Genomic DNA, 24,988 nt, shown 5'->3' with positions numbered 1-24,988 from the left:
TTGATGTATCATAGGATGTTTTCAAATGCTCGCGAGCCCCGTTATTTTTATAAGACTGATCGGCTTGAACCCCTACCATATTAACCCCTAAAGAAGATGAAAAACATTATACAGTTTGGAGAGAACGTCCCGGGATATGATATCCCCGTATTGAACGAGCGCGAGATACGAGCGGCGGCGGGAATCCTGTTTTTGGTCATTTACACGTCGTTGATGCTCATTTTATTCAAAGGCGATTTCAGACTGGCCAAATATGCCATAGCCCTTTTCCTCGTAGACTTTATCGTTCGGGTGTTTATCAATCCAAAATTCTCTCCGTCGCTGATCATCGGTCGCATGATTGTCAGCAACCAGGTGCCGGAATACGTGGGAGCGAAGCAAAAGAAATTTGCGTGGGTCGTCGGTGTTCTCTTGTCCGGCTCCATGTTTGCCTTGCTGATCGTCGTCAATGCCTACAGTCCGTTTACCGGCGTGATCTGTCTTTTTTGTCTTATCTTTTTATTCTTTGAGGCTGTATTTGGGATATGCCTGGCCTGCAAAGTTTACCGGCTGATGTATGGCGAGAAAGCACAATACTGTCCCGGGGAGGTCTGCGATGTAAAGTCAAGACAGCCCATCCAACGTGTATCGCGTGCACAATGGGCCATTGTGTTTGCTTTTGTCGCCGGTATCTTTCTGATGGTGCGGCTCTTTGCCCCGGTGATCAATGTGGCACCCCACAACATGTTTGGAAATAGCGCTGCAAAGGCAGCAAAGCAATGAGAACCCGCGGGTCATTGGAAAGTTATTTTGAACCGTTCAGGGAGAACACGATCGGCCGTGGCCACATGTTCTGTTCTCCCTCCGGACAAAAGGAACTCATCTACGCCGACTGGACAGCAAGCGGGCGTGGATACCGGCCGATTGAAAGCTGTTTGCAAAACGAAGTGATTCCCTTTTTCGCCAACACGCACACCCAGACCACCGTCACGGGCACGCTGATGACAAAAGCCTACGAGGAAGCGAAAAGCATCGTCAAAGAACACGTCCACGCCAACCCGGACGACATGCTGATTTTTTGTGGTAGTGGAATGACCTCGGCTGTCAATAAACTGCAACGGCTGCTGGGCATAAGAATGCCGGAGCGATGGAAGGAGTACACGCCGGATGGAACGGCGCTCAAAATAGAGGAGGCGTTGAAGCCGGTGGTGTTTGTCACGAGTATGGAGCATCATAGCAACCATGTCTCCTGGCTGGAGACGATGGCCACGGTAGAGATCATTGCTCAGACCGAAGAGGGCCAGGTGGATCTCGAACATTTCGAAACACTTTTATTGGAATACAAATCCAGAAAGAATAAGATCGCCGCGGTAACGGCCTGTTCGAATGTCACCGGTATACAAACGCCGTATCACGAAATGGCAAAGCTGATCCACGCACACGACGGCTTGTGTTTTGTGGACTTTGCCAGCTCGGCGCCCTATGTTCAAATGGACATGCACCCGGAAGAAACGGATGCTGCCTTGGACGCCATCTATTTTTCGATGCACAAATTTTTAGGTGGCCCCGGCACACCCGGCGTGCTCATCTTCAATTCAAAGATCTATAAAAACGCTGTTCCGGACCATCCCGGTGGAGGCACCGTGCTCTACAGCAATCCCTGGAGGGAGCGTGAATATATTGCCGATATAGAATTGCGCGAAGACGGCGGAACGCCACCCGTCCTGCAAGGCATCAAGGCCGCCATGTGCATCCGGCTGAAAGAGGCGATGGGCGTAAAGAATATCCTGCAACGGGAAGAAGAGCTACTGAAAATAGCGTTTACTCGTCTTTCGGAAATGACTAATGTGACCGTGCTGCAGGACAACGTTAGAAAAAGATTAGGCATTATTTCGTTTGTGGTAAAAGGCGCCCACTATAATCTGATCGTCAGATTGCTCAACGATAAGTTTGGCATTCAGGCCCGGGGTGGATGTTCCTGTGCGGGCACCTATGGCCACCGGCTGCTGAAGGTTGACCAGGCGTGGTCTCACAAAATATGGCGCGCCATTCAATCCGGCGACCTGTCTTCCAAGCCGGGCTGGGTCAGGGTCTCGCTTCATCCGACCATGACCGATCAGGAGGTAGAATATATTATGGATGCCATTGCATCAACTGCTTCCAACTTCCGCGAATGGATGGCAGACTATGCCTATGATCCCTCCGCCAATGAGTATACTATCAAGGCAGGAAGGGCAAGCGAGCAATATGACGACGTAAAGGAATGGTTCAAGACACCTGAAGTCTACCACCATTCCAGGTTTCTTTCGACTACGTTTAGTTAATGCATAGTTTGATACGGCCTAAGCATGCACTGGCCACAAACAACGCCTGTTACTTCTTCTGAACTTTCACCCCCGTCACTGCCGTATGTATTTCGCTCAGGCTTTTGCCGCGCAGGCCATGGATCACTTTTGAGTGTTTGATCTCCACCCCACGCAAAAGCTGGATGCACAATTTTTTATCGTCGACGCTCATGCCCCAGAAAATGATCTCGGACATCCGGGAGAATTTCTCATAACATTTCATCAGCACACGCTCGCCTTTGTCGGTCGCGCGCATCAGTCGCGAGCGCTTGTCTTCGGGGTCGATGCGCTCCTGGATCAATTTTAATTTCACCAACCGGTTCATCAGATCAATGCCGGAGGATAGTTCAAGGAAATGACTGTTGATGATGTCCGTTTTGCGTGCTTCACCTAAGTTGAAAATCGAGTTGAGGATATAGAAATCCTCCGCGCGTTTAATTTCGGGGATCTCCTCAATGGCCGCATCAATGTATACGTGCATAAAACGCGAGATGGTCCCCAACAGCTTGGCCAGATAGGCGTCTACCTGGGGCGGGATCACGCCTTTGAAATTCTGACCGATCTCTTTTTTCTCGCGCTGCGAAATCAAATAATGCCGACAGAACTCTTCGAGGGTTCCCTCTTTGAACTTCTCTTCAAAGCGCGCCCATTCATTCACTAATTCGACGGTTTTGTTCATGGTTTTAAATTATATCGGATTCGATGTAAATTATGATTAATTATATCGAAATATATGTAAACAAATCGGGATTGCCTTTACGTTTGCTTCGTCATCTAAAAGAACAGGCAAATGAAAATTGTCTTCTGCTTCCTGGTATTAATAGTCGCCGTTTTTTCATCGTATGGCCAAACAAAGATTTCCGGATCGGTAACCGCCATCTCGGGCGAGGTCATCCCCGGTGCCAGCATCTATATCTTCAATTCGCTCGACGGAACGTCAAGTGATGCGGAGGGAAAGTTTTCCTTTACCACGGACGAAACCGGGGATAAGATCCTGGTGGTTTCTGCAATCGGTTTTGTTAAACAGGAGATCCCGCTGGTTTTGGATGGAGCGCTTTCCCCTTTTGCATTCAAGCTGAAGGAGGAAGAAGCCGCACAGCTCAATGAAGTGGTGATCAGCGCCGGTTCGATGGAGGCCAACAGCGATCGTGAGGTGGCCGTGCTCAAACCCATGGACATCTATACCAATGCAGGTGCCGCAGGCGACATCGTCGGCGCCATCCAAACCCTTCCCGGCACACAACGGGTGGCTGAGCAAACGGGACTGTTTGTTCGCGGCGGCGACGCCAGTGAAAGCGCGGTGATCATCGATGGGATGACGGTGCAAAACGCATTCTTTAGTAATGTCCCGGGCGTGGCACAGCGGAGTCGGTTCACGCCGTTTCAATTCAAAGGCATGTCCTTCAGCAGCGGTGGCTACAGTGTGCGCTACGGACAGGCACTGTCGTCGATATTGGAATTGAATACGTTGGATCTTCCGGAGAAAACAACCGTGAGTGCCAATGTAAATATGGCCGGCGTGGCGCTGTCCGGAATAAAGCGATGGAAGCGAAGCGCGGGTGAAGTCACGGCGAACTACAGCAACCTTTCACCCTTTTATAAGATCGCCAATACGAATTTCAATTTTTATGATGTTCCCACCGGCGGCGGCGCCTCGGCCAAATGGTCGGCCCAGAATGAAAAGGGGGGGATCTTTAAGGCTTTTGTTAAACACGATTACTATCAGAGCGGAACAGAAATTCCCGATCCCTATCAGCCGGGCAACATGACGCAGTTTGGTTTGAAAAATCAGAACACGTATTTCAATGCCTCGTTCCGGCAATTAATAAACGGAAAAACACTTGTCTACACGGCATTGTCGGCAAGCGTCAACGAAGACAAAACCCAGTGGGGCGTATTTCCCATCGTGAATAACGACTGGCGCATGCAATGGCGAGGGGAAGTCACGCAGTTTTTAACCGAAGCGTTCAACGTCACGCTGGGCAGCGAAGTGCAGCGCTATCAATACAAACAGAACTTTGATACGGCGGCGTATCACTTTGATGAAACCCAGGTGGCCATGTACCTGGAGTCGGAATGGAAGCCGGGAAAACAATGGGCCTTCAAACCCGGTGTGCGGGTGGAATACAGCAAGCTGCTCCAAAAAGGAAACATCGCTCCGCGCATCGCCATGGCAGTGAAGACCGGGAACTACAGCCAGGTGTCGTTGGCCAGCGGCATATTCTATCAGCTGGCAGACAAACGCTATCTCCTTCGCGACTATCAGCCCGACTTTCAGCAAGCGGTTCACTATATGGCGAACTATCAATGGATCAATGACTCCCGCTCGTTTCGCATCGAAGGATACTATAAATCCTATAACCAATTGGTACGGGAGCTCAATGCCACCTACAACCCCAATCCCTACCGGGTGGTGTCGGGCGCAGTAGACAATTTCGGTAGTGGTTATGCACAAGGCGTAGATGTGTTCTGGCGGGATCAGAAGACGATCAAGAATTTTGACTACTGGCTGGCCTATAGCTATGTCGATACCAAGCGACTGTATGCGAATTTCATCGGGAAGGCAACCCCTGATTTTGTTTCCAATCACAACGTAAACATCACTACGAAGTATTTTATCGAATCGCTCCAGGTGAATCTGGGAGCCACGTTCAGCTTCACTTCCGGCAGACCGTATTATAATCCCCTCGACCAAACATTTCTGGGTAGTCGCAGTCCATCGTATCGGAATCTTTCGCTAAACCTGTCCTACCTCACCTCGATCGGAAAATGGTTTACCGTCTTCTATGCCAACGTAGACAATGTTTTGAACTACAAAAATGTATTGGGCTACCGCTATTCCGCCGACGGGCAAAGCCGCTATGAGATCCTCCCGCCATTATACCGCGCGGTATTTGTGGGTGTGAATATTTCGCTGACGTCATTTAAAAAGGATGAACTATAAAACGCTATTCATATGAAAAATAAAGTATTGATTTTAATTTTTTTGCTCCTGAGCACCGGCGCGTACGCACAAAAGTTTGAGGAAGTATTGAAAGAAGCCTATTTAAAATTCGAAAAAACGGAATCACCTCAAGACAAACTCAACGTAGTCAACCGTTTGGATATGATTGCCGCACGGTACAGCGATCAGTGGAGTGCACAGTATTACGCGGCCTATGCAAAGGTCGTGACTTCCTATTTGCTGGAAGATGAAAAGCAACGCGATGGTTTGATCGATCAGGCGGAACAGGCATTGAACAAATCAAAGGCCCTGACGAAGACCAATGAGGAGATCCTGATCATGGAAGCCTATATCGCGAATGCACGACTCGCGGTCAAGCCCATGAGCCGTTATAAGAAGTATGGAGAAATTTTTGACGCCAAGCTCGCAGAAGCTTCTGCACTCAACGCGGCAAATCCGCGGATCTATTTCCTGAAAGGCCAAAGCACTTTCCATACCCCCAGAGCATTCGGAGGGGGATGCAAGAATGCGCTTCCCTTCTTTGAAAAGGCAATCCCCTTGTTTGCAAAAGAATCAAAAGATGATTTGAGCAAACCGTTTTGGGGACATGATCGAAACCAGTATTACATCAATGAATGCAATGAATAGCGGGATCAACGGTGCCCGTTATTTTGCCGTCCTCAACTGACCTTCATTCCCCTGCTCTTTAACTCCTGGTAGAGCTTGTACCATACCTCACTTTTGGCGGCCTCAGACTTATAGAAGTCTTCGCACCAGAAGTAGATCTTCAACGAAACGCTGTCGCCCTTTATGCTCTCGAGCAGCACCACGGGTTCGCGTTTCTCGAGCACGAGGTCGGAAGATCGGATGGTGTCCTTGATGAGCACGACGAGCTTGTCTTTGTCCTCCGGGGTTTCCACATCGAGCGAAAAATCGATGCGTTTGTAGGGATTAGTGTTGGTCCAGTTCACGATGTGCTGGGAGAGCACGTCGCCGTTGGGGATGATCACATCGGCGCCGTCCACCGTAGTGAGGGTGCTCGAGCGGATGCCGATTTCTTTTACCCGCCCCGCATGGCCACCCAACTCGATGGAGTCGCCCACCTTGAGTGGTCTGTCGAAGATGAGAATGATGCCGGAAACAAAGTTGTTGACAATGTTTTGCAGTCCTAACCCGATGCCTACACCCAAAGCGCCGAGCACGATCGTGACTTTATCGATAGGCAGACCCGAAGCCGCCACAGCGAGCAGGTAGCCAACGGCCAACAGCACGAGCCGTGTGACCAATAATTTTGAACGTTGTGCCAGGCCCTCGCTTTCGTCGTCGCCGACGTCGCCAAAAAAGTAGCCGACGTAGCGTTGGAAGAAGTGAGCCAGCCAGATGATGATCATGAACAGCAGGATGCTTCCAAACGTGAACTCGGTTTGGCCGAGGGTACGGGGCGTGCTGAGAAAATCGGACATACCCTCATAAATGGTGTTGTACATGTTCAGGTTGGTGGCGAAGACAATAAACCACATCAGCAGCGCCACCGCCAGCAGGGGTCTCCGGAAGTTCTGAACGATGGGTGCACTATCGAACGTGCTCTCAAGTTTGTTCAGGATCCTGCTGGTATGGATTTGCAGCAACACCGCTTCCACCAGCACCCTCACCAGCACCGAAAGTCCCAACACCTGGGTGATGCTATAGATCGAAGCCGTGCCCAGCATTTGCGAGATGGTGACCCGTCCATAAAGCTGGAAGAGAATGGCCAGCACATGCATGCCAACCTGCAGGGCCAGCACGGCGCGGATAAAGCGCCGCAGCTGCATGCCTTCGGGAAGAAGCTTGCGGAAACGGAAGGCCACCACTGCGCCGGCCGCGTTTAGCATGAGGATCAAACACCGCTGCCAGAACGCCGGCATGGCAATGCGATCGAATAGTGCAAATGAAAAGAACAAAGCAATAAACACCAGCCAGAAATAAAACAGCCGGCGCCGCCATTGCTTGTAAAAAATAAACGTCAGCGATATCATCAGAAAAACAAGGACCAGCTGCATATAGCCCGCGGGTGCATCGAGGTCGAACAACGGGGCGATGCTAAAGATCACGGCAAAAGCAGAAGCGATCGGTTGGGCCACGAGATAGATCACGCCATCCCTTGCCACATTATCGATCCAGCGATGTCTTCTCAGGACGCGGACGTTTCGCAGGACCCACCACAAAAAGGCGATGCCAAAGATCCAGCGCAAATAACGAATGCCCGCCGAATGTCTGAAATAAAGATAGAGCGCTTTCTGTTCGCCTTTAAAATTGTCGAGACCGGGCGAATCCGGTTGGCCTTCGCCGGGTAGCTCCCACAGGTAGTTGAGTTCTTTTTGAAGTACTTCCTTTCCGGCCGAGCTCAGCTTATTGTTGAGGCGGCCCATGAGTTGTGTGGAGAGGATCGAGTTTGCAGAAGCTTGCGCCTTGATCGTATTGACGGTCGAAAGGCTTGCCGTCAACAAACTGTCGGTCTGCCTCCTTCCGGACCGGAGCGCGAGCAATTGGGGGCGAAATGCTTTTCGGGCCACCGTATCGCGGAACAAATGCCGCAGCGTGGTGTCGCGTCGTAACGCCCTGAGTTCGTTGCGCAGGGCGTCGAGGTCTTTGTAGGATTTTTGAAAGAAGGCGTAGTGACGCTTCAGATCGCGCTGCGCATCCGAGAGCAAGACCTTGAGTAACTCCAGGCTTCTCAGGTTGAGGCTGTAACGCTGCAAACTTTGATCGACAAAATGCACAATGGAATCGCTGGCCTTCAGGGCGTCGCGATTGACAAAGACTTCCGGGCGCAGGCCGCTTTCATTTTGAATGGAATCCAGCTTTTGGATGGCCTCTTCGAGATGGAGCATGTATTCGGCCGAGGTGGCCGATGCCGAGTCGCTGAAAACGGTGTAGTTGCCCCGGTCGCGGCGTGGCCGTTTACCGGACTGTGCAAAAAGGAGCGAGGTGTTGACGAGTAACACCATCAGTATTACCAGGGTCTTGCAACGATGTGTAAGGATCATAAAATAGCTTGGCGGGCAAATTACACTGCGGCGGCTGAATATATGACGTGGTGTAATTTTTAAGTGAAAACTGCACACAAATCAACGCCCGGTGGTTCTACCGTTACAACAAAGGGTGCCCGACCCCGGGCACCCTCCCTATTTTTTTGTCAGGATTTATAGCTCTCCAAAACAACGATCACGCTATGGCCTGACTCCCCTGCCATAGCGATCGGTTGACTTCATTTTAATTTATCTACTTCATGGTCTAAAAAATCAATGATAGCTGCATTTACCGCTTCAGACCGCTCTTGTTGAAGCCAATGACCACAGCCTGCAAGAACGATCGACGTTCTGAAATTGGGCAACGCTTCTTTCATGAGGTCTAACTTTCCATACTTCACGGCCGGCTCTTCGCCGCCTCCGATAAACAGGACTGGCTGGTGAATGCCTTTCTTGTACAGGTCAACTAAAGACGGGTAGTCATTCTCCATATTTCTATAAAAACCCAAGGCACCCGTAATTCCTGTTTTCCGATACGCAGCAACATAGTAATCCAGATCTTCCTGACTCAACCACGCAGGAAGAGTGGGTGGCTCCGGAAAACCATCCAGGAGTTTTGCGTTTTCAGGAAACTTGCTCATGAACAACGTATCGATCGTTCCCGATGGCGCATCGCCCGACAATCCGTAAAAAAACAGTTTAAAGAAACGTGCGGGGTCTTCATTGAATTCCGCCTCGGTCACCCCGGGTTCTCTGAATTGATTGAACTTGCCGCTGCCAAAGGATTTGAACTTGGACGGGTCCCGGGGTTCGGGATAAAATGGGATGCTCAGTGAAACGGCGGCGGTCACCGTTTCAGGATACAGCATGGGCATGATCCACATAATGTTTGCGCCCCAGTCGTGCCCCACGACGGTGGCAGTCTTGGCACCCAGGTAATCGATGAGGGCCTTCACATCGCGGGCGTGTTGCAAAATGCTGTAGTCCCGAACCGGTGTGGTTACTTCCGATTCTCCAAACCCTCTCAAGTCGGGTGCGACGGCGTGGTATCCGGCTTTGGCCAGGGCAGCCAATTGGTGCCGCCAGGAGTACCATAACTCGGGAAAACCGTGGATCATGACCACCAGGGGTCCCGTGCCCGCTTCGGCATAGTGATAGCGGATGCCGTTGATCGTTGCATAACCATGCATGACCTCTACCTGATCGATAACTTCTTTGTTGTTTTTCATATTGTTTTCTGATGATGTTGTTGTATTCCGGTTGAACCTAAAAACACTTAAGAGCACGATGGTGGAAAAGATCATCAGCTGAATAACGATAAAGCGCTGCATGCGTCGCTGAATGGCCATCGTGAATTCTTTTTCGTTGGGGATGGGTTTCTGCTCCAGGATCGTCTTCAGGCCAACGGCCGACGTCCGGCCCAAGGTGAATCCGTTCACAAAAATGAGTACGATTAATCCCAGCTTGATCTGAAACCAGAGCAGCGAAGTAAAGGCGCCATGGATGGCCAGCATACCAAATCCTGCCAGCAACACCGTGATCATGCCCACCATCCCGGCGATCTGCAATTTTTGGATGACTTGAAAAGTAATGATAGCCTGTGCCCGGTCGACAGCGTAGTGCCGCCAAAATTGCCGGTAGGCAATGAGGTTGGCAATCGTTATGCCGATGGCCGTGATAAAGCCATAAATGTGAAATAACTTGAGGATCTGATAAACTATTGAGGCGTTCATGGGTGTCAAAGTTTGTGTAATGATTTCATTTTACTATTTATTACTAATACGTAATAATATTCATAAAGTTATTTCGTAATGGAAATAAATAGTGTTAAATTGGATCAATTTCGAATAAAACAATTTGTACATGGAAGACGTTATCGAGGTTCTTCAGCGCTGGGCCGAGTACCAGAAAGGCCATCCCGGGGGCGGGTTTGAGGACTTTTGTCGATTCTACCTGGCCACTCCGAAAGGCAAACGCCAGAAGGACGGACGCCTGGACGCATATTTCAAAAAGGCACAACCTGCTGATACCGACAGCATGTTCATGATGACCATGTCGCGGAGTACCTTGGCGTTTTGGGTATATATGAGGATTGCCTTACGGGATACACCGTTGCCTGCCATCGAAGATGTCATGCTGTGTTCGGCACTTTATCATTTGGATGAGAGCCGCAAGACGGATATTATAAATTTTGCCATGATGGAAATATCCACCGGCACCGGCAATTTGAATCGCTTGATCGAAAAAGGATTTGTCGAAGAACGAATTGATCCGGACGATAAACGCTCCAAGCTGCTGGTGCTTAGTGCCTCGGGGACAAAAGCGTTGAAGCAATGTTTTGCAAAAGCAAAAATGGCAAGAGACATCTTCTTAGCAGACCTCACAGAAGATGATAAAAAATTGGTTGCCAATATTCTGAACCCCTTACAAGAAAAGCATGCCCGGCTGGCGATCGCGCGCAAGGGAAAAAGCATCGAGGAAATTCACCAGGAAGTTTTCGGAGAAAAGAAAAAATGAAAGGTCGTCTCGCTCGCCGAAGCGTCACACGAAGGGGAGCGACGTTTGAGTCCCGTTGCGATGATTTACGTTAAATAAGAGCGTAGTCTTCCTGCGCATTCTTTTTTACCTGGCGCTTTGCATTGAAAACCATGGTATTCGAAACGCGATATGAAGCTGCTTTGAAATTGATTCCTCACCTGGAAAAATACGCGCACGATCATGGCGTCATCTTAGCCGTTCCCCGCGGAGGTGTTCCCATGGGCTATGAGATCGCCAGGCACTTCCATATGCCGCTGGAGTTGTTGATGACAAAGAAAATCGGCCACCCGCTCGATCGGGAAGTCGCCATCGGCGCTGTGGGGTTGGAGGATCACCGGATCGATGTCGCGCGAGATGTCCCGCTAAAGTATATTGAGAAACAAGTAAAACAGATCCGGAAATCATTGAAGGAGCGCTATCGGAAATTTGTGGGCAATCATCTTTCCATTGACCTGCAGAACAAGACGGTCATCATTATCGATGATGGCATAGCAACGGGAAATACTATACTCGGGTCCATTAAAATGATATACCGGCAGCGTCCGGAAAAAATCGTGGTGGCCGTGCCCGTGGCCCCGGTGGAGACGGTCGCTAAAATGAAAAAGTATGTAGACGATCTCATCTGTCTTTATGTGGCAGAGAACTTCAGGGGTGTCGGTCTGTACTACGCAGACTTCTCTGAAGTGTCGGATGAAGAAGTGATCTCGCTTCTCCGCAGGGCCAGCACGCTCGCGCTATAGCACAAAGGCTTGCGATGTGGGACCGAAAATTTTGCCCCTGGCAGGGCTGTTTTTCGCTAGAATTGAATATATTTGAATGAGCCCATCACCAATGATAGAAAATATGTCATTGCTGATGGGCTTTTGATTTTCTGTTGGGCGGCCAGAGATAAAGAAATCCGTTTGTGGAAATGAGGTGACTCCAGGCGGAGTCTTTGTATATCTTCAACCTAAACCAAAGGCAATATAAAAATGACGTTGGACAAAAAGATACAAGCAGGGTTTATCAGTTGCTCCATGGTCCTGCTGGTGGTTGCCATTATTTCATTCCGGAATAGCGAAAAGTTCGTCGACACCAACCAATGGGTAAATCATACCCACGAGGTGCTCTACGAATTTGACCAGGTATTGGTCAACTCCGTAAACGTCGAGACGGGTGCGCGGGGTTTTGTCATCACGGGTGAAGAGAGCTACCTGGAGCCCTTCAGTACTTCGAAGGCCAGGCTATTCGATCACATCAGGAAGGTAAAGGAGTTGACCCGCGACAACCCCGGTCAGCAAAAAAATATCGACGACATCGAGCGATTGGCCACTGCGCAGATAAGTCACCACGAAAAGACCATTGAAGCGCGCAAGCAAGATTTTGAAAGGGCCTCGCAGATCGTTGTTGCCGGCGAGGGAAAGCGCCTGGAGGACGAGCTCCGGAAAATGATTGATCAGGCCAAGGGGATCGAACAATCATTACTTGCACAAAGACGACAGGCGAGCGAGGACGACGCGAGAAACTTCAACCTTATTTTTATCGTCCTGATGCTGGTCATTGTCGGCGTGCTCATTGTCGTTTATTTTATCATTGCCACCAACCTGAGAGCCCTGAAAAAAGCAGAAACGGAGACGGCTCATAAAAACTGGAGTTTGACGGGAAGTGCCGACCTGGTCAAACGCATGCAGGGCAACAAACCGGTGGGTGAATTGTCGGAGGCGATTATCAACCACCTGGCGGTGTATCTGAACGCACACATCGGCGCCATCTACTTAGTAGACAACGGCGATCCAAGTCTCCGGTTAACCGGCTGGCACGCCATTGATAAAAGTAAAAAGGAGCTGCCGGCGGTTCGTTTTGGCGAAGGCCTCGTTGGCCAGGCGGCTGCTGAAAAAAGAACCATTGAGCTTACGCACATTGCTCCCGGATATTTCAATCTGCATACGGGCTTTGGTGAGGCCTTGCCAAAGAATATCATCGCGGTGCCATTTGTTTTCGAGAACGCCGTGGTGGGTGTGATCGAGCTGGGCAGTATGCACGATTTCGACGATCTCAAAAAACAATTCTTGCAGCTCGTAACAGACAGCATCGCGATCGGCGTCACCTCGTCGCAAGCCCGCGAAAAGACAAAAGAACTGTTGGAAGAGACACAGCGGCAGGCGGAAGAGCTCACCGTGCAACAGGAAGAACTGAGACAATCCAACGACGAACTTCACGCCAAGACGGAGTTGCTGGAGCGATCGGAACTGGAGTTGAAAACCCAACAGGAAGAACTGAGACAAGCCAACGAAGAGTTGGGAGAAAAAGCTGACCTGCTGGAATATCAAAAAGAAAAACTCGAAAATGCAAAAGCGGAGATCGAAGTCAAGGCGGGCGAGATAGAGGTCACCAGCAAATACAAATCGGAATTTCTGGCCAACATGTCGCACGAATTGCGGACGCCTTTGAACAGCATCCTCATCCTGGCCCAGTTGCTGGCAGAAAACAAGAACAACGTCTTGGGCAAAAAAGAAACGGAGTATGCGAGAAACATTCACAATTCGGGAACGGACCTGCTCAATTTGATCAACGAGATCCTGGACCTGTCGAAGGTGGAAGCCGGCAAGATGGAGCTGGATATCGCAGAGGTCACGCTCCAGGGCATCGTTAGCAATATGTCGGCCTTGTTCTCTGAATTGGCAAAGGAGAAGTCGATCGACTTTGCGATCGATGTCGATACCCATTCCGTTCCTCCAGCTATAAAAACAGATAAGCAACGTGTGGAGCAGGTGCTGAAAAATTTGTTGTCCAATGCCTTCAAGTTCACGCCCGCTGGAGGCAAGGTCACGTTGAAAATCGACCGGCCGCTGCCAAGCGCTGAGGGTGTAAGCCAGATCGCTTTTTCGGTCACAGACACCGGGATCGGCATCACACGCGACAAGCAAGGAGTTATTTTCGAAGCCTTCCAGCAAGCCGATGGCTCGACCAAGCGCAAGTATGGCGGCACCGGTCTTGGCTTGTCGATCAGCCGCGAGCTGGTGCACGTGTTGGGTGGAAAGATCCAGTTGGAAAGTGAAGAGGGCAGGGGAAGCACCTTCACGGTGTATTTGCCTTTGCATTTCGATCCGGCGCTGATCGTCTCGGAAAATAAACAGGTGGAGATAAAAGAAAAGCAGTCGCCAAAGATCGAGAAGAAGGTAAAGCCGGAAGAAATGCCCTTGGACGATACCCACGCCACGGACGACCGCAACCGGATCCACGAAAACGACAAAGTGATCCTCATCATCGAAGACGAGGAGGCGTTTGCAAACGTTCTGCTCGATTTTGTTCGCGAACGAAAGTACAAAGGCATCATCGCCCGGCAGGGGAACACGGGAATAAGTTATGCGCGGCATTTTAAACCGGATGCCATCCTGCTCGACATGAAGCTGCCGGTCATGGATGGAGACGAAGTACTGAAGCTCATCAAGAACGATCCCGATCTCCGGCACATCCCCATACAGATCATTTCAGCGTTCGACAAGAAAAAAGAAGGACTGGAACTTGGCGCGTTCGACTACATTAAGAAACCGGTGACCACCCAGGAGCTTCGGAAAGCTTTTGACCGGATCGAAAACTTTGCCGGGAAGAAGACGAAGAAACTGTTGATCATCGAAGACAACGAGCAACACAACAATGCGATCCGCGAGTTGATCGGGAACGGGGATGTGACCTGCTTTTCAGCTTACGAAGGTGCCAAGGCCTACAAGATGATGGAGGAGGAACCCTTTGATTGCATCATCGTCGACCTGGGTCTGCCCGACATGTCGGGCTTTGAGTTGCTGGAAAAGATCAGGGGGAACGACAACCTGAACAAGATCCCCGTGGTTGTTTACACGGGGCGGGATCTGAAAAAAGACGAAACCACCCGGCTCGATCGGCTGGCCAATACAGTAGTGCTCAAAACCGCCGACTCGAAAGAACGGTTGCTGGACGAGACCATCTTATTTCTCCACCGCGTAGAATCGCGGCTGCCAAAAGAAAAACAAACCATCATCCGGAAACTGCATAAGTCGGATGAGGTGTTGAAGAATAAAAAGATACTCCTAGTGGACGACGACATACGGAACATCTATTCGCTGACCAACGCCCTGGAAGAAGAAGGCTTGCTGTGCACGACGGCGGAAAACGGGAAGGTGGCTGTGGACACGCTCATGAGCAACGGTTCCTTTGACCTGGTGCTCATGGACATCATGATGCCCGAAATGGACGGGTACGAGGCCACGCTGGCGATCCGGAAGATCCCCAAGTTCGACAAGCTCCCGATCATCGCGTTGACGGCCAAGGCCATGAAAGGAGACAAAGAAAAGTGCCTGGCCGTGGGCATGTCGGACTACATTTCGAAACCGGTTAATATCGAGCAACTCCTTTCATTGATGCGCGTGTGGCTGTATCGTTAAAATCTCAGGGCAATGGGAAATGTGATTGACGCGAAAGAATACAACGAATTTCTAGAGGCCATACGGTTTGTCTACGGGTATGACTTTACCGACTATGCGGAGTCGACCGTCAAGCGAAGGATCTTCCATTTCATGACGGGTAGGCGGATCGAGGACCTGAATAAACTGGGTAAGATCCTGTTGAAAGAGGAAGCTATTTTTGAGGAGTTCGTGAAAGAGCTCTCGGTAACCGTCACGGAAATGTTCCGCGACCCGTTGTTCTACAAAGGCATCCGGGAGAAAGTAATCAAACGACTCGCCACCTATCCCTTCATCAGGATCTGGATTGCCGGTTGTGCTACGGGAGAAGAAGTCTATTCCGTGGCCATCCTCTTGAAAGAAGAGGGCCTCCTGGAGCGATCGATCATTTATGCCACCGACATCAACCCGGCCTCGCTCGAATCGGCGAAGCAAGGCGTGTATGCACTCAGTGCGATGAAAACCTACACCAGCAACTACCAGCTCGCGGGTGGGAAACGTGAATTTTCGGAATACTATCTTGCCAAATACGATTCGGCGCTGTTTGACGCGTCGCTCAAACAGAATGTTGTGTTTTCATCGCATAACCTGGCCATGGACAAATCGTTCAATGAATTTCACCTCATCCTGTGCCGGAATGTCCTGATGTATTTTAATCAACGCTTGCAAGACCGGGTGCTCGAACTTTTTTATGATAGCCTCTGTCCCTTCGGATTCCTGGGGTTGGGCGACAAAGAGTCGCTTCTTTTTTCAAGCCGGAAAGATCATTTTGAAGAGACCGATCGAAAGCAAAAAATATACATGAAAACAAAATAACGATGGGCGGGAAAGTGACCATCTTGATCGTTGACGACAAAGAGGAGAACATCTTTGCCCTCGAAAAGCTATTGGAAAAGCCCGACCGCTCGTTTCTAACGGCAAAGAGCGGAAAAGATGGTCTCACGATCGCGTTGAAAAATATTCCCGACCTGGTCATCCTCGACGTTCACATGCCGGAGATGGATGGATTTGAAGTGGCGCAGGTGCTGAAGTCGAACAAAAAAACAAAGGAGATTCCCGTCATCTTCACGTCGGCCGAAAAAAAGGAACGCCATTCGATCATGAAAGGTTTTGAGGAGGGCGCCGTAGACTACCTCTCAAAGCCCCTCGACCCCGATGTGACACGGGCCAAGGTGTCGGCACAGCTAAAAATCCAACAACAAAAAAAGGAACTGGTCGAAAAAAATATTTCTCTTGAGAACGCGGAGATGCGCATCAACCAACTCAATCAAGAACTGCAAAGGAACTTGGTGGAATTGGAGATCAGCAAGCAACAGGTGGAGCATGCCAGCCGGTTGAAGAGCGAATTCATTTCCACGATGTCGCACGAGTTGAGGACGCCGCTAAACGCCATCATCGGGTTTTCGGAATTGCTCGTCGATAAAAAGGTGGGAGAGATCAATTCAAGACAAGAGCAATACTTGGAGGATATTTTGAGAAGCGGCAACCACTTGTTGCGATTGATAAACGATATCCTCGACCTGTCGAAAATAGAGGCGGGGAAAATGGAAATACTTTTAGAGCCTTGTGGTGTTAAAGAAGTTATGGAAGAGGTTTGCTCGGTCATAAAAAGCCTGGCCGATGCCAAGGGCATTGCCATCGTGGTTTCCATTGCCGCGCAGGTCGTGGACATTGAAGCCGACCGGATCAAGCTCAAACAGGTATTGTATAACCTGTTGTCGAACGCCATCAAGTTCACAGACCGCGGCGGCAAAGTAGAAATAGCAGTGGAGCCAGGTGCGAAGAACAGTGTCGCCATACAGATCAAGGATACCGGTATCGGCATCAGCCCGGAGGGCATCCGCAAACTTTTTTCGCCGTTTCTGCAATTGAACGCCGGCCCCTCGGAAAAACAACAAGGAACCGGCCTGGGATTGATGCTTGCGCGGAAATTCATCGAGCTTCACCAGGGCAGTATTTCGGTCGATAGTGAGGTCGGCAAAGGAACGGTATTTACAGTCTTACTTCCCCAATCCCATTAGACAGCAGTATGGATGAATTCAAAAATGTATTCGAAGATCAATCCGTGAACGGTGAAAAGGCAACGATCTTGATCATCGACGACAAGCAGGCCAACATTTTTGTGTTGGAGAAATTGTTGGAACGCCCCGACCGGCTGTTGCTGAGTGCCGAGAATGGCAAGGATGGCCTGAAGCTGGCGCTGTCGCATGAGCCCGACCTGATCATTCTCGATGTGCAAATGCCCGAGATGGATGGATTTGAAGTGGCGCGGATCTTGAAATCAAATAAAAGAACAAAAGAGATCCCGATCATCTTTGCTTCTGCCGAACGAAAGGAACACCAATCCATCATCCAGGGCTTTGAAGAAGGCGCCGTGGACTATCTCTCCAAGCCGCTCGACCCGGAGGTGACACGGGCCAAGGTTTCCGTGCAGCTCAAGATCCAATGGCAGAAGAAGGAACTCATCAAGAAGAATATTTCCCTGGAGAAAGCCGAAGCGCGCATCAACCAGCTCAATGCGGAGTTGCAGCGAAACCTGGCGCAACTGGAGATGGTGAACCGTGAATTGGAATCGTTCTCTTATTCTGTTTCGCACGATCTGCGCGCGCCCCTCCGGATCGCCAATGGCTATTCTTCGATCCTGCTGGAAGACTATGGCGATAAATTCGACGGCGAGGGAAAGCGGATGCTGGGCAGCCTTCAGGGACAAGTCCGGAAAATGAACAACCTCATCGACAACCTGCTCGAATTTTCAAAGTTGGGCAGGAAGGCGTTAAAGAAATCGGAGATCGATGCCGAGAGCCTTGTGGAGAGCGTGCTGCATGAGCTGAGCCAGGCGGATCAGTATAAAGCGGATATCGTTTCGAAGCCACTGCCCCCGATGTATGGCGACCGCGAATTGATCACGCAAGTCTGGATCAACTTACTGTCCAACGCCCTGAAATATTCTTCAAAAAAGGAGAATTCACAAATCGAGATCGGATCACAGAAAAACGGAAATGAAGTGGTGTACTACGTTTCGGATAACGGCTCCGGCTTTGACATGCGATATGCGGATCAATTATTTGGTGTGTTTCAACGTCTCCACAAAGCCGACGAATTTGAAGGTGTCGGGATAGGCCTGTCCATCGTCAAGCGCATCATCACCAAGCACGGCGGCCGCGTTTGGGCGGAAGCGGAAGTGGACAAAGGGGCGACATTTTACTTTTCGCTGCCCGAAGAAAAAGAAAGCTGACAAACATTTCTTTGCGTTTACTTTACGACCTTTGCGCCTGCCCACGGAAGCATTAGCGAAGGTGCGGCGGTTAACAAAAAAAGTGTGAGCAAAGATTTTGATGCAGTCGTGGTCGGCAGCGGGCCGAATGGGCTCTCCGCAGCAATAGCCTTGCAACAACAAGGGCTGTCGGTATTGGTGTTGGAAGCAAAAGATACCGTTGGCGGGGGACTGAGATCCGCAGAACTGACCTTACCGGGATTCACGCACGACATCTGTTCGGCCATCCATCCCATGGCTGCCGCCTCGCCCTTTTTCAAAAGCCTTCCCCTGCACGACCATGGACTGGAATACATTCACCCCACACTACCAGCAGCCCACCCTTTTGACAACGGCCGGGCCGCTGTGCTGTTTTCTTCCCTCGCGGAAACGGCAAAGGCACTCGGAGCGGATGATCAGGCATACCAGGATTTAATTGGACCCCTCACCCGCGACTGGCCGGCAATAGAAAATGACGTGCTCGGCCCATTGACATTCCCTTCACATCCCCTGTCGCTGGCAAAGTTTGGATTGAAGGCGCTTCAGCCGGCAACCCTGCTGGCCAATCATTTTAAAACGCCGGAGGCCCGGGGGCTTTGGGCTGGGATGGCCGCGCATTCCTTGCAACCCCTCACCAACCTGACCACCGCGGCCATTGGATTGGTGTTGATGATCGCCGGGCACCTTCGCGGGTGGCCCCTGCCCAAGGGAGGCTCGCAGAAAATCGCCGATGCGCTGGCGTCTTATTTTATTTCGCTGGGTGGAAAGATCGAGACCAGTGTGGAGGTGAAGTCGCTCAGCCAACTGCCCTCGGCCCGCGCCGTGCTGTTGGACGTAACGCCCCGTCAGGTGTTGCAGATCGCCGGGCATAAACTCTCCGCGATCTATACCTGGCAGCTTCAACGCTACCGCTATGGCATGGGCGTCTTTAAAGTAGACTGGGCACTCGATGGCGGCATCCCGTTCACCGCCGAAACGTGTCGTCACGCTGGCACCATACACATCGGCAACACGTTCGAGGAAATTCAAGCCTCGGAAGCCGCCGCCGGCCATGGAAAACATACCGACCGCCCTTTTGTTTTGTTGGCACAGCAAAGCCTGTTCGATCCTTCACGTGCCCCCGAAGGCAAACACACGGCGTGGGCCTACTGTCACGTGCCCAACGGTTCGACCCTGGACAGGACCGAGATCATTGAGAAACAAATCGAACGTTTTGCTCCAGGTTTTCGCGAACGGATCCTTTCACGGCACACGTTCAACACGGCGCAACTGGAGAACTACAATTTCAATTATATCGGCGGTGACATCAACGGCGGCATCATCGACATCGGACAGCTTTTCACGCGCCCGGCCCTTCGGCGTTCACCGTATCGCACCTCGTTAAAGGGATTGTATATCTGCTCGTCGTCAACGCCTCCCGGCGGAGGTGTGCATGGCATGTGCGGGTATCACGCCGCGCGTCGTGCTTTGAAAGATGTGTTTCATATCGCTTGATCAAGCCCAGCTCACTTATTTAGAACGACGATCTCATCGGGGCCTTTATTGGTTTTGTGTTCAAAGGTCAACGTGCCTTTGTTATCGCTTTTTATTCGCTTCGATGTCTGGTTATTGATCAGCAGGGTATAGTAACGATCGGGGTGGAGCGCATTGATTTGATAGACCAACCGGGATGAAGCGGCATCCTTGGAAGACTGTGTAAAGGATATTTCATCCGGTCCCCACTTCTTCATGTCCAAGGTCAGCGAACCCACGGGCGCCGTCGACACTTTTAAAGATGCCTGGTTGGAAGAGCCGTAGAAATACAAGAGCTCTTTATCGGTAGCGAAAAAACCAAAGTCAGTCTTCGAGGCTATCTTGAACCGGCTGTTCGAGACGGCATATTGGTTTATGGCAAGATCGATGATTAATGGCTGATGGCGGTAGGTATAGCGTACTTGTGTCCCGGCCAAGGCTTCCGTGATATGAGGGTCGAGATAGAAACGATTGTACAGTGGATTGATGCCGTAGATCGCCTGGTATAAACCCACCACGGAAAGGCTGTTGCCAGACAAGATATCATCGCCCAGCCCGTCTTGTTTCGCTCGTCCATAGCGTTGAAAGGCCAGGCCATCTTTGGCATATTGCGCCAATACATTCTTTACATATTTCAGGGCCAGCTCAGGCTTGTAGGAAGCGTAGGCTTTGACGGCAACGGCACCCCACGATAAGAAAATGTCGCCATTCTCATAGTTTGGAAAGGGGAACTGCCAGTCGTTTCCTTCGCCGGCACCATAACTGTACATACAGATGGGCCAGAAGAAAAGATTTTCCTTTTGCATCTGCGTCTCGATGTCGTCAAGAATGGTCTTTCTCCTGGCGTCGTCATCACAAAGACCATAAGCAATGGCCATGAAGTTTACGGGTGTCACCATATTATTTCCGTGGGTGGAACCGTCTTTATCTCTCCAGTGGATGTAACATTTCTTATCAGCGTCCCAAAACCCTCCGGCGGCAAGGGGTTTGTTAAAACTTTCCTTGAGTTTTTCGGCAAACCCTTGATAGTATTTTTCTTTTGTGGTGTTGCCCAATTGTTTTTCGATATCCGTCCACAAGATGAGGGCATAATAGAGCTTGGCATTCACAAACGCATTTTCATACGCGGCCCAGATGATGTCGATCCAATCGCTTCCTCTTTTTTGTTTGTGGCTATCCGTCATCATTTCCACCAGCCCGTTGCCGTTGGTGTCTCGTTGGATGATCCAGTCCAGCGCTTTTTCACAAGACGCCTGGTGTGTCTTCACCCACGGCAGGTCGCCCGTTTGGTTATACAGTTCGGCAACATTGGTAACGAAGTCGGGGTTGGAGTCTAGCAGATATCCCCACTGTGCTTCATAGAAGCCTTTGTCGGTAAATCCCTGCGGCATGGCGTCTTCATTGCTGTAGGCCCATCGCGGCCACACGCGGCCGTCGGGTTTGATGGCATGGTCCCTGTAGAAATCCAGGCATTGCTGGTAGCCCTTTAGGTAGTTGTTGTCGTTGATGGCCAGCCCCATTTGTGCAATGTATTGTTCATGCAGGCAGATGGGGCCATAAGGCGTGTGCCAACTGTTGCCACCAAAATGTTCCTTGTCGATCACGCCAATCCTGGCGATGGTATTCAACACCGCGCTCACTTGTCCTTGATGGATGCCGGCCAATTTTCCACGCCCGAACTTCGCCTCAAAGTCGAAGTAGGAAAGCGTGATCCGTTGACTGCTTTTACCGGCGCTGATCTGAAAGGGCGCCCACACATCCGTTGTGTCGCGGACATAACGTCTCCGGTTGGTGCCCGGATCAAAGCGCGGCTGCATTTCCGTTGGAGATACGGCGAGCGTGTAGGCCAGTTTATCATCCGCCGTGCGGCTATAGTCCATCGCAATTTGCTGGCCCGGTGCCGTAACGGAAACCGTTAGCCCGTTGCCGGTCTTGCTATTCCAAAAATCCGATGCGCTGCTGTGAACACCATACGTGTCCAGCTTTTTATTAAAGAGATAGAACCAGGCCAACCCTCCATAATCCTGGTAAGCTCCTTCCCACGTATCCATGCTGTTGAACATAAAAACAGGAAAACCAACCTGTTCCACCACAATCGCTTTTGACATCGTTCTATCAATATCAAATTTGATGTCACTGCTACTGATGGTGAATGTCCAGGTTTCGTCTATAGAGAGCGCCGGGTCACCATAGCGGATCCCCACGACGCTGATGACGTTGCCGGATACTGTGACGGTAGGATCTGTTGCCAGGTGCAAGGTTGTATAAGACGATTCTTTTGTTCTGATTTTTGAATAGACGCCGGCGCTGCCTTGTATGACCGGTTGATCATTCAGGGTGAGTGAAGAAATGTTTGCCGTTTTGTTGTAGTCCAGCGTGATCTTGATTCTGTCATTGCCGAAGGCCACCGTCTTTTGTTGGGTATCATGAACGATGCGCGCAGGTTGTGAAAAACAATCGTTCCAGGAGCCGATGAAATAAAGGATGCAGAAAAGATGAAGTGGATAATGTTTCATGCGCATGAAATTTGTCTCGATTAAAAAAGAATGACTAACTTCTTAGAAGTTAAAGCAATAAAATGGATTTCAAAATCTTTCGACACAAGTTCCCAATGGCGTCAGCAAACGGGATAAGCTTATTGCCCTTCCTGGTATTTTCTTGTCACCTATACCGCCTTCACACCCTTGTCGGAATTGACTGTTGACCTGTCGATGGTCAACAGTCAATAGCCTCGGGAAAACGACATAGCCGATCTTATTTATTAAAATAAGAATCTGATTGTCAGAGAGATATCAGAAAGCCCGTGGCATATTTTTGGAGTTTTGTGACCCTGACCTCCATCCTTTGGGTATGAGCGGGGGATCGCATAAATTGCTAAACGGAATTCTAAACCGACATCGTTATATGCAGATCAACCATTTCTACCGCGCCTTTCTGGTGGCCATCGCTTCGTTGTTCATCGGGTTCACAACGGACCGGCCGGAATCCATTGAAGGCACCTGGGTTCGCAAGGGTGACAATTTGAAAATCCAGATCGACAACGGACAGGCGTCCATCATCGAAGAAGGAAACGAGAAATTTCCATGCGATGTGTCCGATATGTTGATCTACAAGGACATCCGCCAAACGAAAACGAACCTCTGGACGTGCAACTTCCTGGTGGTGACCATGGGGTCATGCAATACAAACTATGAAACGGGTGAGCTCTTCATCGATAAGGATGGCGAGTTGGTCATCATCTGTCCGGGTTTTACCAGCAAGGTATATGCAAAAGTAAAACCGCGATACAGTTCGTTGCCTGAATAGCGTGCTGTTGGGGAGAATCACTCGAAAGATTGTCGGGGAAAAGCCACCGCATTTATAAATTGAATCGCGTCTTTCGATTTTATTGTCCGACGGTGGCCAGGAAGGAATTATTTGCCAACGGATAACACGGAACTATGAATCGAAGAAATTTCTTACAGCGGAGTGCACTGGCCTCCTTGGCCACAAGCGCCTTACCCGGTCAGGTAAATACGTTTGTCCCCGCCCACAATTGGGATGGATATGACTTTGGACGTGGGCCTGCCATCACGGATCGTCTCAATCAAGGACCTTTCCCTTCCTACAAACCCGAAGAAGTTGTTCCCGGCGCAGACGTGATCATGGCCACCACACCTTCCAAGAAGCGGGTATCCAATTACGGTATGGGCATGACCACCTACCTATGCGACGAACTCGGGCCAGGTCGTAAAGAAAATGAATCGTTGGAAAAGTCCCTGGAAAAACTTGTTCGTCTTTCGCTGGGTGATGTGCTCTACATGCGGGTCGATTGGCGCGACATTCAAAGTAAACCCGGCAGACTTGATTTCTGTGATCACTGGAAGATTGCGTTCGATCTGGCCAAACAATACAACAAGCGCATCGGCCTCCGTGTTCAACTCATGAGCCCCGAGATCGAACCCCAGTCGATGCCGGATTTTCTTTTGAACAAAGTTCCCCTCTATAAATTTGGAACGACCAACGAGATCGGACTTCCAGGTAAAGTTCAATTTGCCCCTCAGTACGATCACCCCGTTTTTATGAGTGCCTTAAAGGAGATGGATGGATTGCTGTCTGCCCAGTACAATGGGCATCCTCAGGTGGAGTTTGTCGATACGTATATGTATGGATTTTGGGGAGAAGGTCACACCTGGCCGTTCCCGGATAAAAATCCTTTCCCGGATTATGCAACGGCCGAGCGCACCTTTGTCGACATCTTTGAAATGCAGGCCGCCCATTGGAAGAACACACCCTTGCTCACCAACACGCAGCCCGACTACAGCAACGTTGGCAATTCTGAAATCGTCGACCGCACCATACGATCGCACAATTGGCTTCGCACGGATACGATCTTCATCGAGAACATGCAGATCGAAAGCCTGAGCAACCGGCCGGCCTGGGTTGGTGCATTTGTGGAGAACGGCCTGTCGGACGGAACGCCCGATAGTTTGAAGATCTCGGAAGGTGTGACCCGAACCGACAACATCATTGCCCATGCAAAAGATGTGGGGCCGAACTATTTTTCGTTGTGGAATTGGCACAGGATCCAGGCCGAACGTTTACAGCATTATTACGAACAGTACCCCGATGCGATCGACGACTTAGCCTTGTCCATCGGATATCGCATCAGACCCTCGTGGATTTGGTCATTTGAAAAAGACGGGCATCCCGGTCTGGTGTTGGGTTTGGTTAACGATGGTGTGGCGGGAGTGCCGGGAGCGTTGCGTATTTCAATCGTGAGCAGCACCGGACAAAAGCTCGCGGAAGGAAGCCTGGATCCCGGGTACCCACTTCCCGGAAAAGTGCGACAAGCGATGTTCCTTCTTCCCAAAGGGACAAACCTGGAGGGAGTGAAAATGTATGCTGCGATAGAGGTGAAGGGTTTGCGCTACAGTGTAAAATGGGCGTGTCAACAGAAGACGGAAGAAGACGGTGCACTCGTTGTCCGCAGGAATATATAGTCTGCGTTA

17 protein-coding genes are annotated in these 24,988 nt (G+C 50.4%); 13 read left to right on the top strand and 4 right to left on the bottom strand.

Features of this window, described 5'->3' with window-relative positions:
* The first annotated feature begins 96 nt into the window (after nt 1–96).
* Both D4L85_RS32905 and D4L85_RS32900 read left to right on the top strand, forming a co-directional pair.
* Complete coding sequence (locus D4L85_RS32905) at nt 97–762, top strand: DUF4395 domain-containing protein (protein WP_119758342.1); 666 nt, start codon at nt 97–99, stop codon at nt 760–762.
* On the top strand, nt 759–2,303 hold the full coding sequence (locus D4L85_RS32900; RefSeq protein ID WP_119758341.1) for an aminotransferase class V-fold PLP-dependent enzyme: 1,545 nt from the start codon (nt 759–761) through the stop codon (nt 2,301–2,303). The genes D4L85_RS32905 and D4L85_RS32900 overlap by 4 nt, the downstream gene beginning before the upstream one ends.
* A 49-nt stretch (nt 2,304–2,352) precedes the next feature.
* On the opposite strand, the gene D4L85_RS32895 is transcribed toward D4L85_RS32900, so the two are convergent.
* Nucleotides 2,353–3,003, bottom strand: a complete 651-nt coding sequence (locus tag D4L85_RS32895; RefSeq protein WP_119758340.1) for a MarR family winged helix-turn-helix transcriptional regulator — start codon at nt 3,001–3,003, stop codon at nt 2,353–2,355.
* A gap of 111 nt (nt 3,004–3,114) precedes the next feature.
* Here D4L85_RS32895 and D4L85_RS32890 point away from each other — a divergent pair, with 111 nt between their 5' ends.
* Entirely contained in the window at nt 3,115–5,268 is a 2,154-nt protein-coding gene (locus D4L85_RS32890; RefSeq protein WP_119758339.1) for a TonB-dependent receptor, read from the top strand.
* 12 nt (nt 5,269–5,280) lie between these two features.
* Nucleotides 5,281–5,916, top strand: a complete 636-nt coding sequence (locus D4L85_RS32885) for a hypothetical protein (protein WP_119758338.1) — start codon at nt 5,281–5,283, stop codon at nt 5,914–5,916.
* Nucleotides 5,917–5,948: 32 nt separating this feature from the next.
* On the opposite strand, the gene D4L85_RS32880 is transcribed toward D4L85_RS32885, so the two are convergent.
* Nucleotides 5,949–8,294 carry a mechanosensitive ion channel domain-containing protein gene (locus D4L85_RS32880; RefSeq protein ID WP_119758337.1) on the bottom strand — a complete coding sequence of 782 codons (2,346 nt, stop codon included), beginning with the start codon at nt 8,292–8,294 and terminating at the stop codon, nt 5,949–5,951.
* A 221-nt stretch (nt 8,295–8,515) separates the two neighbouring features.
* Nucleotides 8,516–10,009, bottom strand: coding sequence for an alpha/beta fold hydrolase (locus tag D4L85_RS32875; protein ID WP_119758336.1), 1,494 nt, complete (start codon nt 10,007–10,009; stop codon nt 8,516–8,518).
* Nucleotides 10,010–10,139: 130 nt separating this feature from the next.
* Here D4L85_RS32875 and D4L85_RS32870 point away from each other — a divergent pair, with 130 nt between their 5' ends.
* The 7 genes from D4L85_RS32870 (at nt 10,140) to D4L85_RS32840 (ending at nt 19,979) form a co-directional block, all read left to right on the top strand.
* Entirely contained in the window at nt 10,140–10,793 is a 654-nt protein-coding gene (locus D4L85_RS32870) for a MarR family winged helix-turn-helix transcriptional regulator (RefSeq protein WP_119758335.1), read from the top strand.
* Between the two features lie 131 nt (nt 10,794–10,924).
* Nucleotides 10,925–11,554, top strand: a complete 630-nt coding sequence (locus D4L85_RS32865) for a phosphoribosyltransferase (RefSeq protein ID WP_119758334.1) — start codon at nt 10,925–10,927, stop codon at nt 11,552–11,554.
* Between the two features lie 231 nt (nt 11,555–11,785).
* Nucleotides 11,786–15,214, top strand: coding sequence for a response regulator (locus D4L85_RS32860; RefSeq protein WP_228450706.1), 3,429 nt, complete (start codon nt 11,786–11,788; stop codon nt 15,212–15,214).
* A 12-nt stretch (nt 15,215–15,226) separates the two neighbouring features.
* A complete protein-coding gene (locus D4L85_RS32855; protein WP_119758332.1) occupies nt 15,227–16,048 on the top strand; it encodes a CheR family methyltransferase in 822 nt (273 codons plus the stop codon).
* Nucleotides 16,049–16,050: 2 nt separating this feature from the next.
* Entirely contained in the window at nt 16,051–17,253 is a 1,203-nt protein-coding gene (locus D4L85_RS32850; protein WP_119758331.1) for an ATP-binding response regulator, read from the top strand.
* 8 nt (nt 17,254–17,261) lie between these two features.
* Nucleotides 17,262–18,467, top strand: a complete 1,206-nt coding sequence (locus D4L85_RS32845) for a sensor histidine kinase (protein WP_119758330.1) — start codon at nt 17,262–17,264, stop codon at nt 18,465–18,467.
* Between the two features lie 84 nt (nt 18,468–18,551).
* Nucleotides 18,552–19,979, top strand: coding sequence for a phytoene desaturase family protein (locus D4L85_RS32840; protein WP_119758329.1), 1,428 nt, complete (start codon nt 18,552–18,554; stop codon nt 19,977–19,979).
* 11 nt (nt 19,980–19,990) lie between these two features.
* Here the strand turns inward: D4L85_RS32840 and D4L85_RS32835 are convergent, their stop codons facing one another.
* Entirely contained in the window at nt 19,991–22,513 is a 2,523-nt protein-coding gene (locus D4L85_RS32835) for an alpha-L-rhamnosidase-related protein (RefSeq protein WP_160144156.1), read from the bottom strand.
* A 388-nt stretch (nt 22,514–22,901) separates the two neighbouring features.
* Here D4L85_RS32835 and D4L85_RS32830 point away from each other — a divergent pair, with 388 nt between their 5' ends.
* Nucleotides 22,902–23,303 (top strand): hypothetical protein, encoded by a 402-nt coding sequence (locus tag D4L85_RS32830; RefSeq protein WP_119758327.1) that lies wholly within the window; start codon nt 22,902–22,904, stop codon nt 23,301–23,303.
* A gap of 134 nt (nt 23,304–23,437) precedes the next feature.
* Entirely contained in the window at nt 23,438–24,979 is a 1,542-nt protein-coding gene (locus tag D4L85_RS32825; RefSeq protein ID WP_228450705.1) for a hypothetical protein, read from the top strand.
* Nucleotides 24,980–24,988: the final 9 nt, after the last annotated feature.

It is taken from the genome of Chryseolinea soli (assembly GCF_003589925.1).
Taxonomy (GTDB): Bacteria; Bacteroidota; Bacteroidia; order Cytophagales; family Cyclobacteriaceae; genus Chryseolinea; species Chryseolinea soli.
This window is presented reverse-complemented; position numbering and strand designations above follow the sequence as displayed.

Coding starts and splice junctions, on each gene's coding strand:
- D4L85_RS32905 (WP_119758342.1), top strand. CDS start 97: ATGAAAAACATTATACAGTTTGGAGAGAACGTCCCGGGATATGATATC.
- D4L85_RS32900 (WP_119758341.1), top strand. CDS start 759: ATGAGAACCCGCGGGTCATTGGAAAGTTATTTTGAACCGTTCAGGGAG.
- D4L85_RS32895 (WP_119758340.1), bottom strand. CDS start 3,003: ATGAACAAAACCGTCGAATTAGTGAATGAATGGGCGCGCTTTGAAGAG.
- D4L85_RS32890 (WP_119758339.1), top strand. CDS start 3,115: ATGAAAATTGTCTTCTGCTTCCTGGTATTAATAGTCGCCGTTTTTTCA.
- D4L85_RS32885 (WP_119758338.1), top strand. CDS start 5,281: ATGAAAAATAAAGTATTGATTTTAATTTTTTTGCTCCTGAGCACCGGC.
- D4L85_RS32880 (WP_119758337.1), bottom strand. CDS start 8,294: ATGATCCTTACACATCGTTGCAAGACCCTGGTAATACTGATGGTGTTA.
- D4L85_RS32875 (WP_119758336.1), bottom strand. CDS start 10,009: ATGAACGCCTCAATAGTTTATCAGATCCTCAAGTTATTTCACATTTAT.
- D4L85_RS32870 (WP_119758335.1), top strand. CDS start 10,140: ATGGAAGACGTTATCGAGGTTCTTCAGCGCTGGGCCGAGTACCAGAAA.
- D4L85_RS32865 (WP_119758334.1), top strand. CDS start 10,925: ATGGTATTCGAAACGCGATATGAAGCTGCTTTGAAATTGATTCCTCAC.
- D4L85_RS32860 (WP_228450706.1), top strand. CDS start 11,786: ATGACGTTGGACAAAAAGATACAAGCAGGGTTTATCAGTTGCTCCATG.
- D4L85_RS32855 (WP_119758332.1), top strand. CDS start 15,227: ATGGGAAATGTGATTGACGCGAAAGAATACAACGAATTTCTAGAGGCC.
- D4L85_RS32850 (WP_119758331.1), top strand. CDS start 16,051: ATGGGCGGGAAAGTGACCATCTTGATCGTTGACGACAAAGAGGAGAAC.
- D4L85_RS32845 (WP_119758330.1), top strand. CDS start 17,262: ATGGATGAATTCAAAAATGTATTCGAAGATCAATCCGTGAACGGTGAA.
- D4L85_RS32835 (WP_160144156.1), bottom strand. CDS start 22,513: ATGAAACATTATCCACTTCATCTTTTCTGCATCCTTTATTTCATCGGC.
- D4L85_RS32830 (WP_119758327.1), top strand. CDS start 22,902: ATGCAGATCAACCATTTCTACCGCGCCTTTCTGGTGGCCATCGCTTCG.
- D4L85_RS32825 (WP_228450705.1), top strand. CDS start 23,438: ATGAATCGAAGAAATTTCTTACAGCGGAGTGCACTGGCCTCCTTGGCC.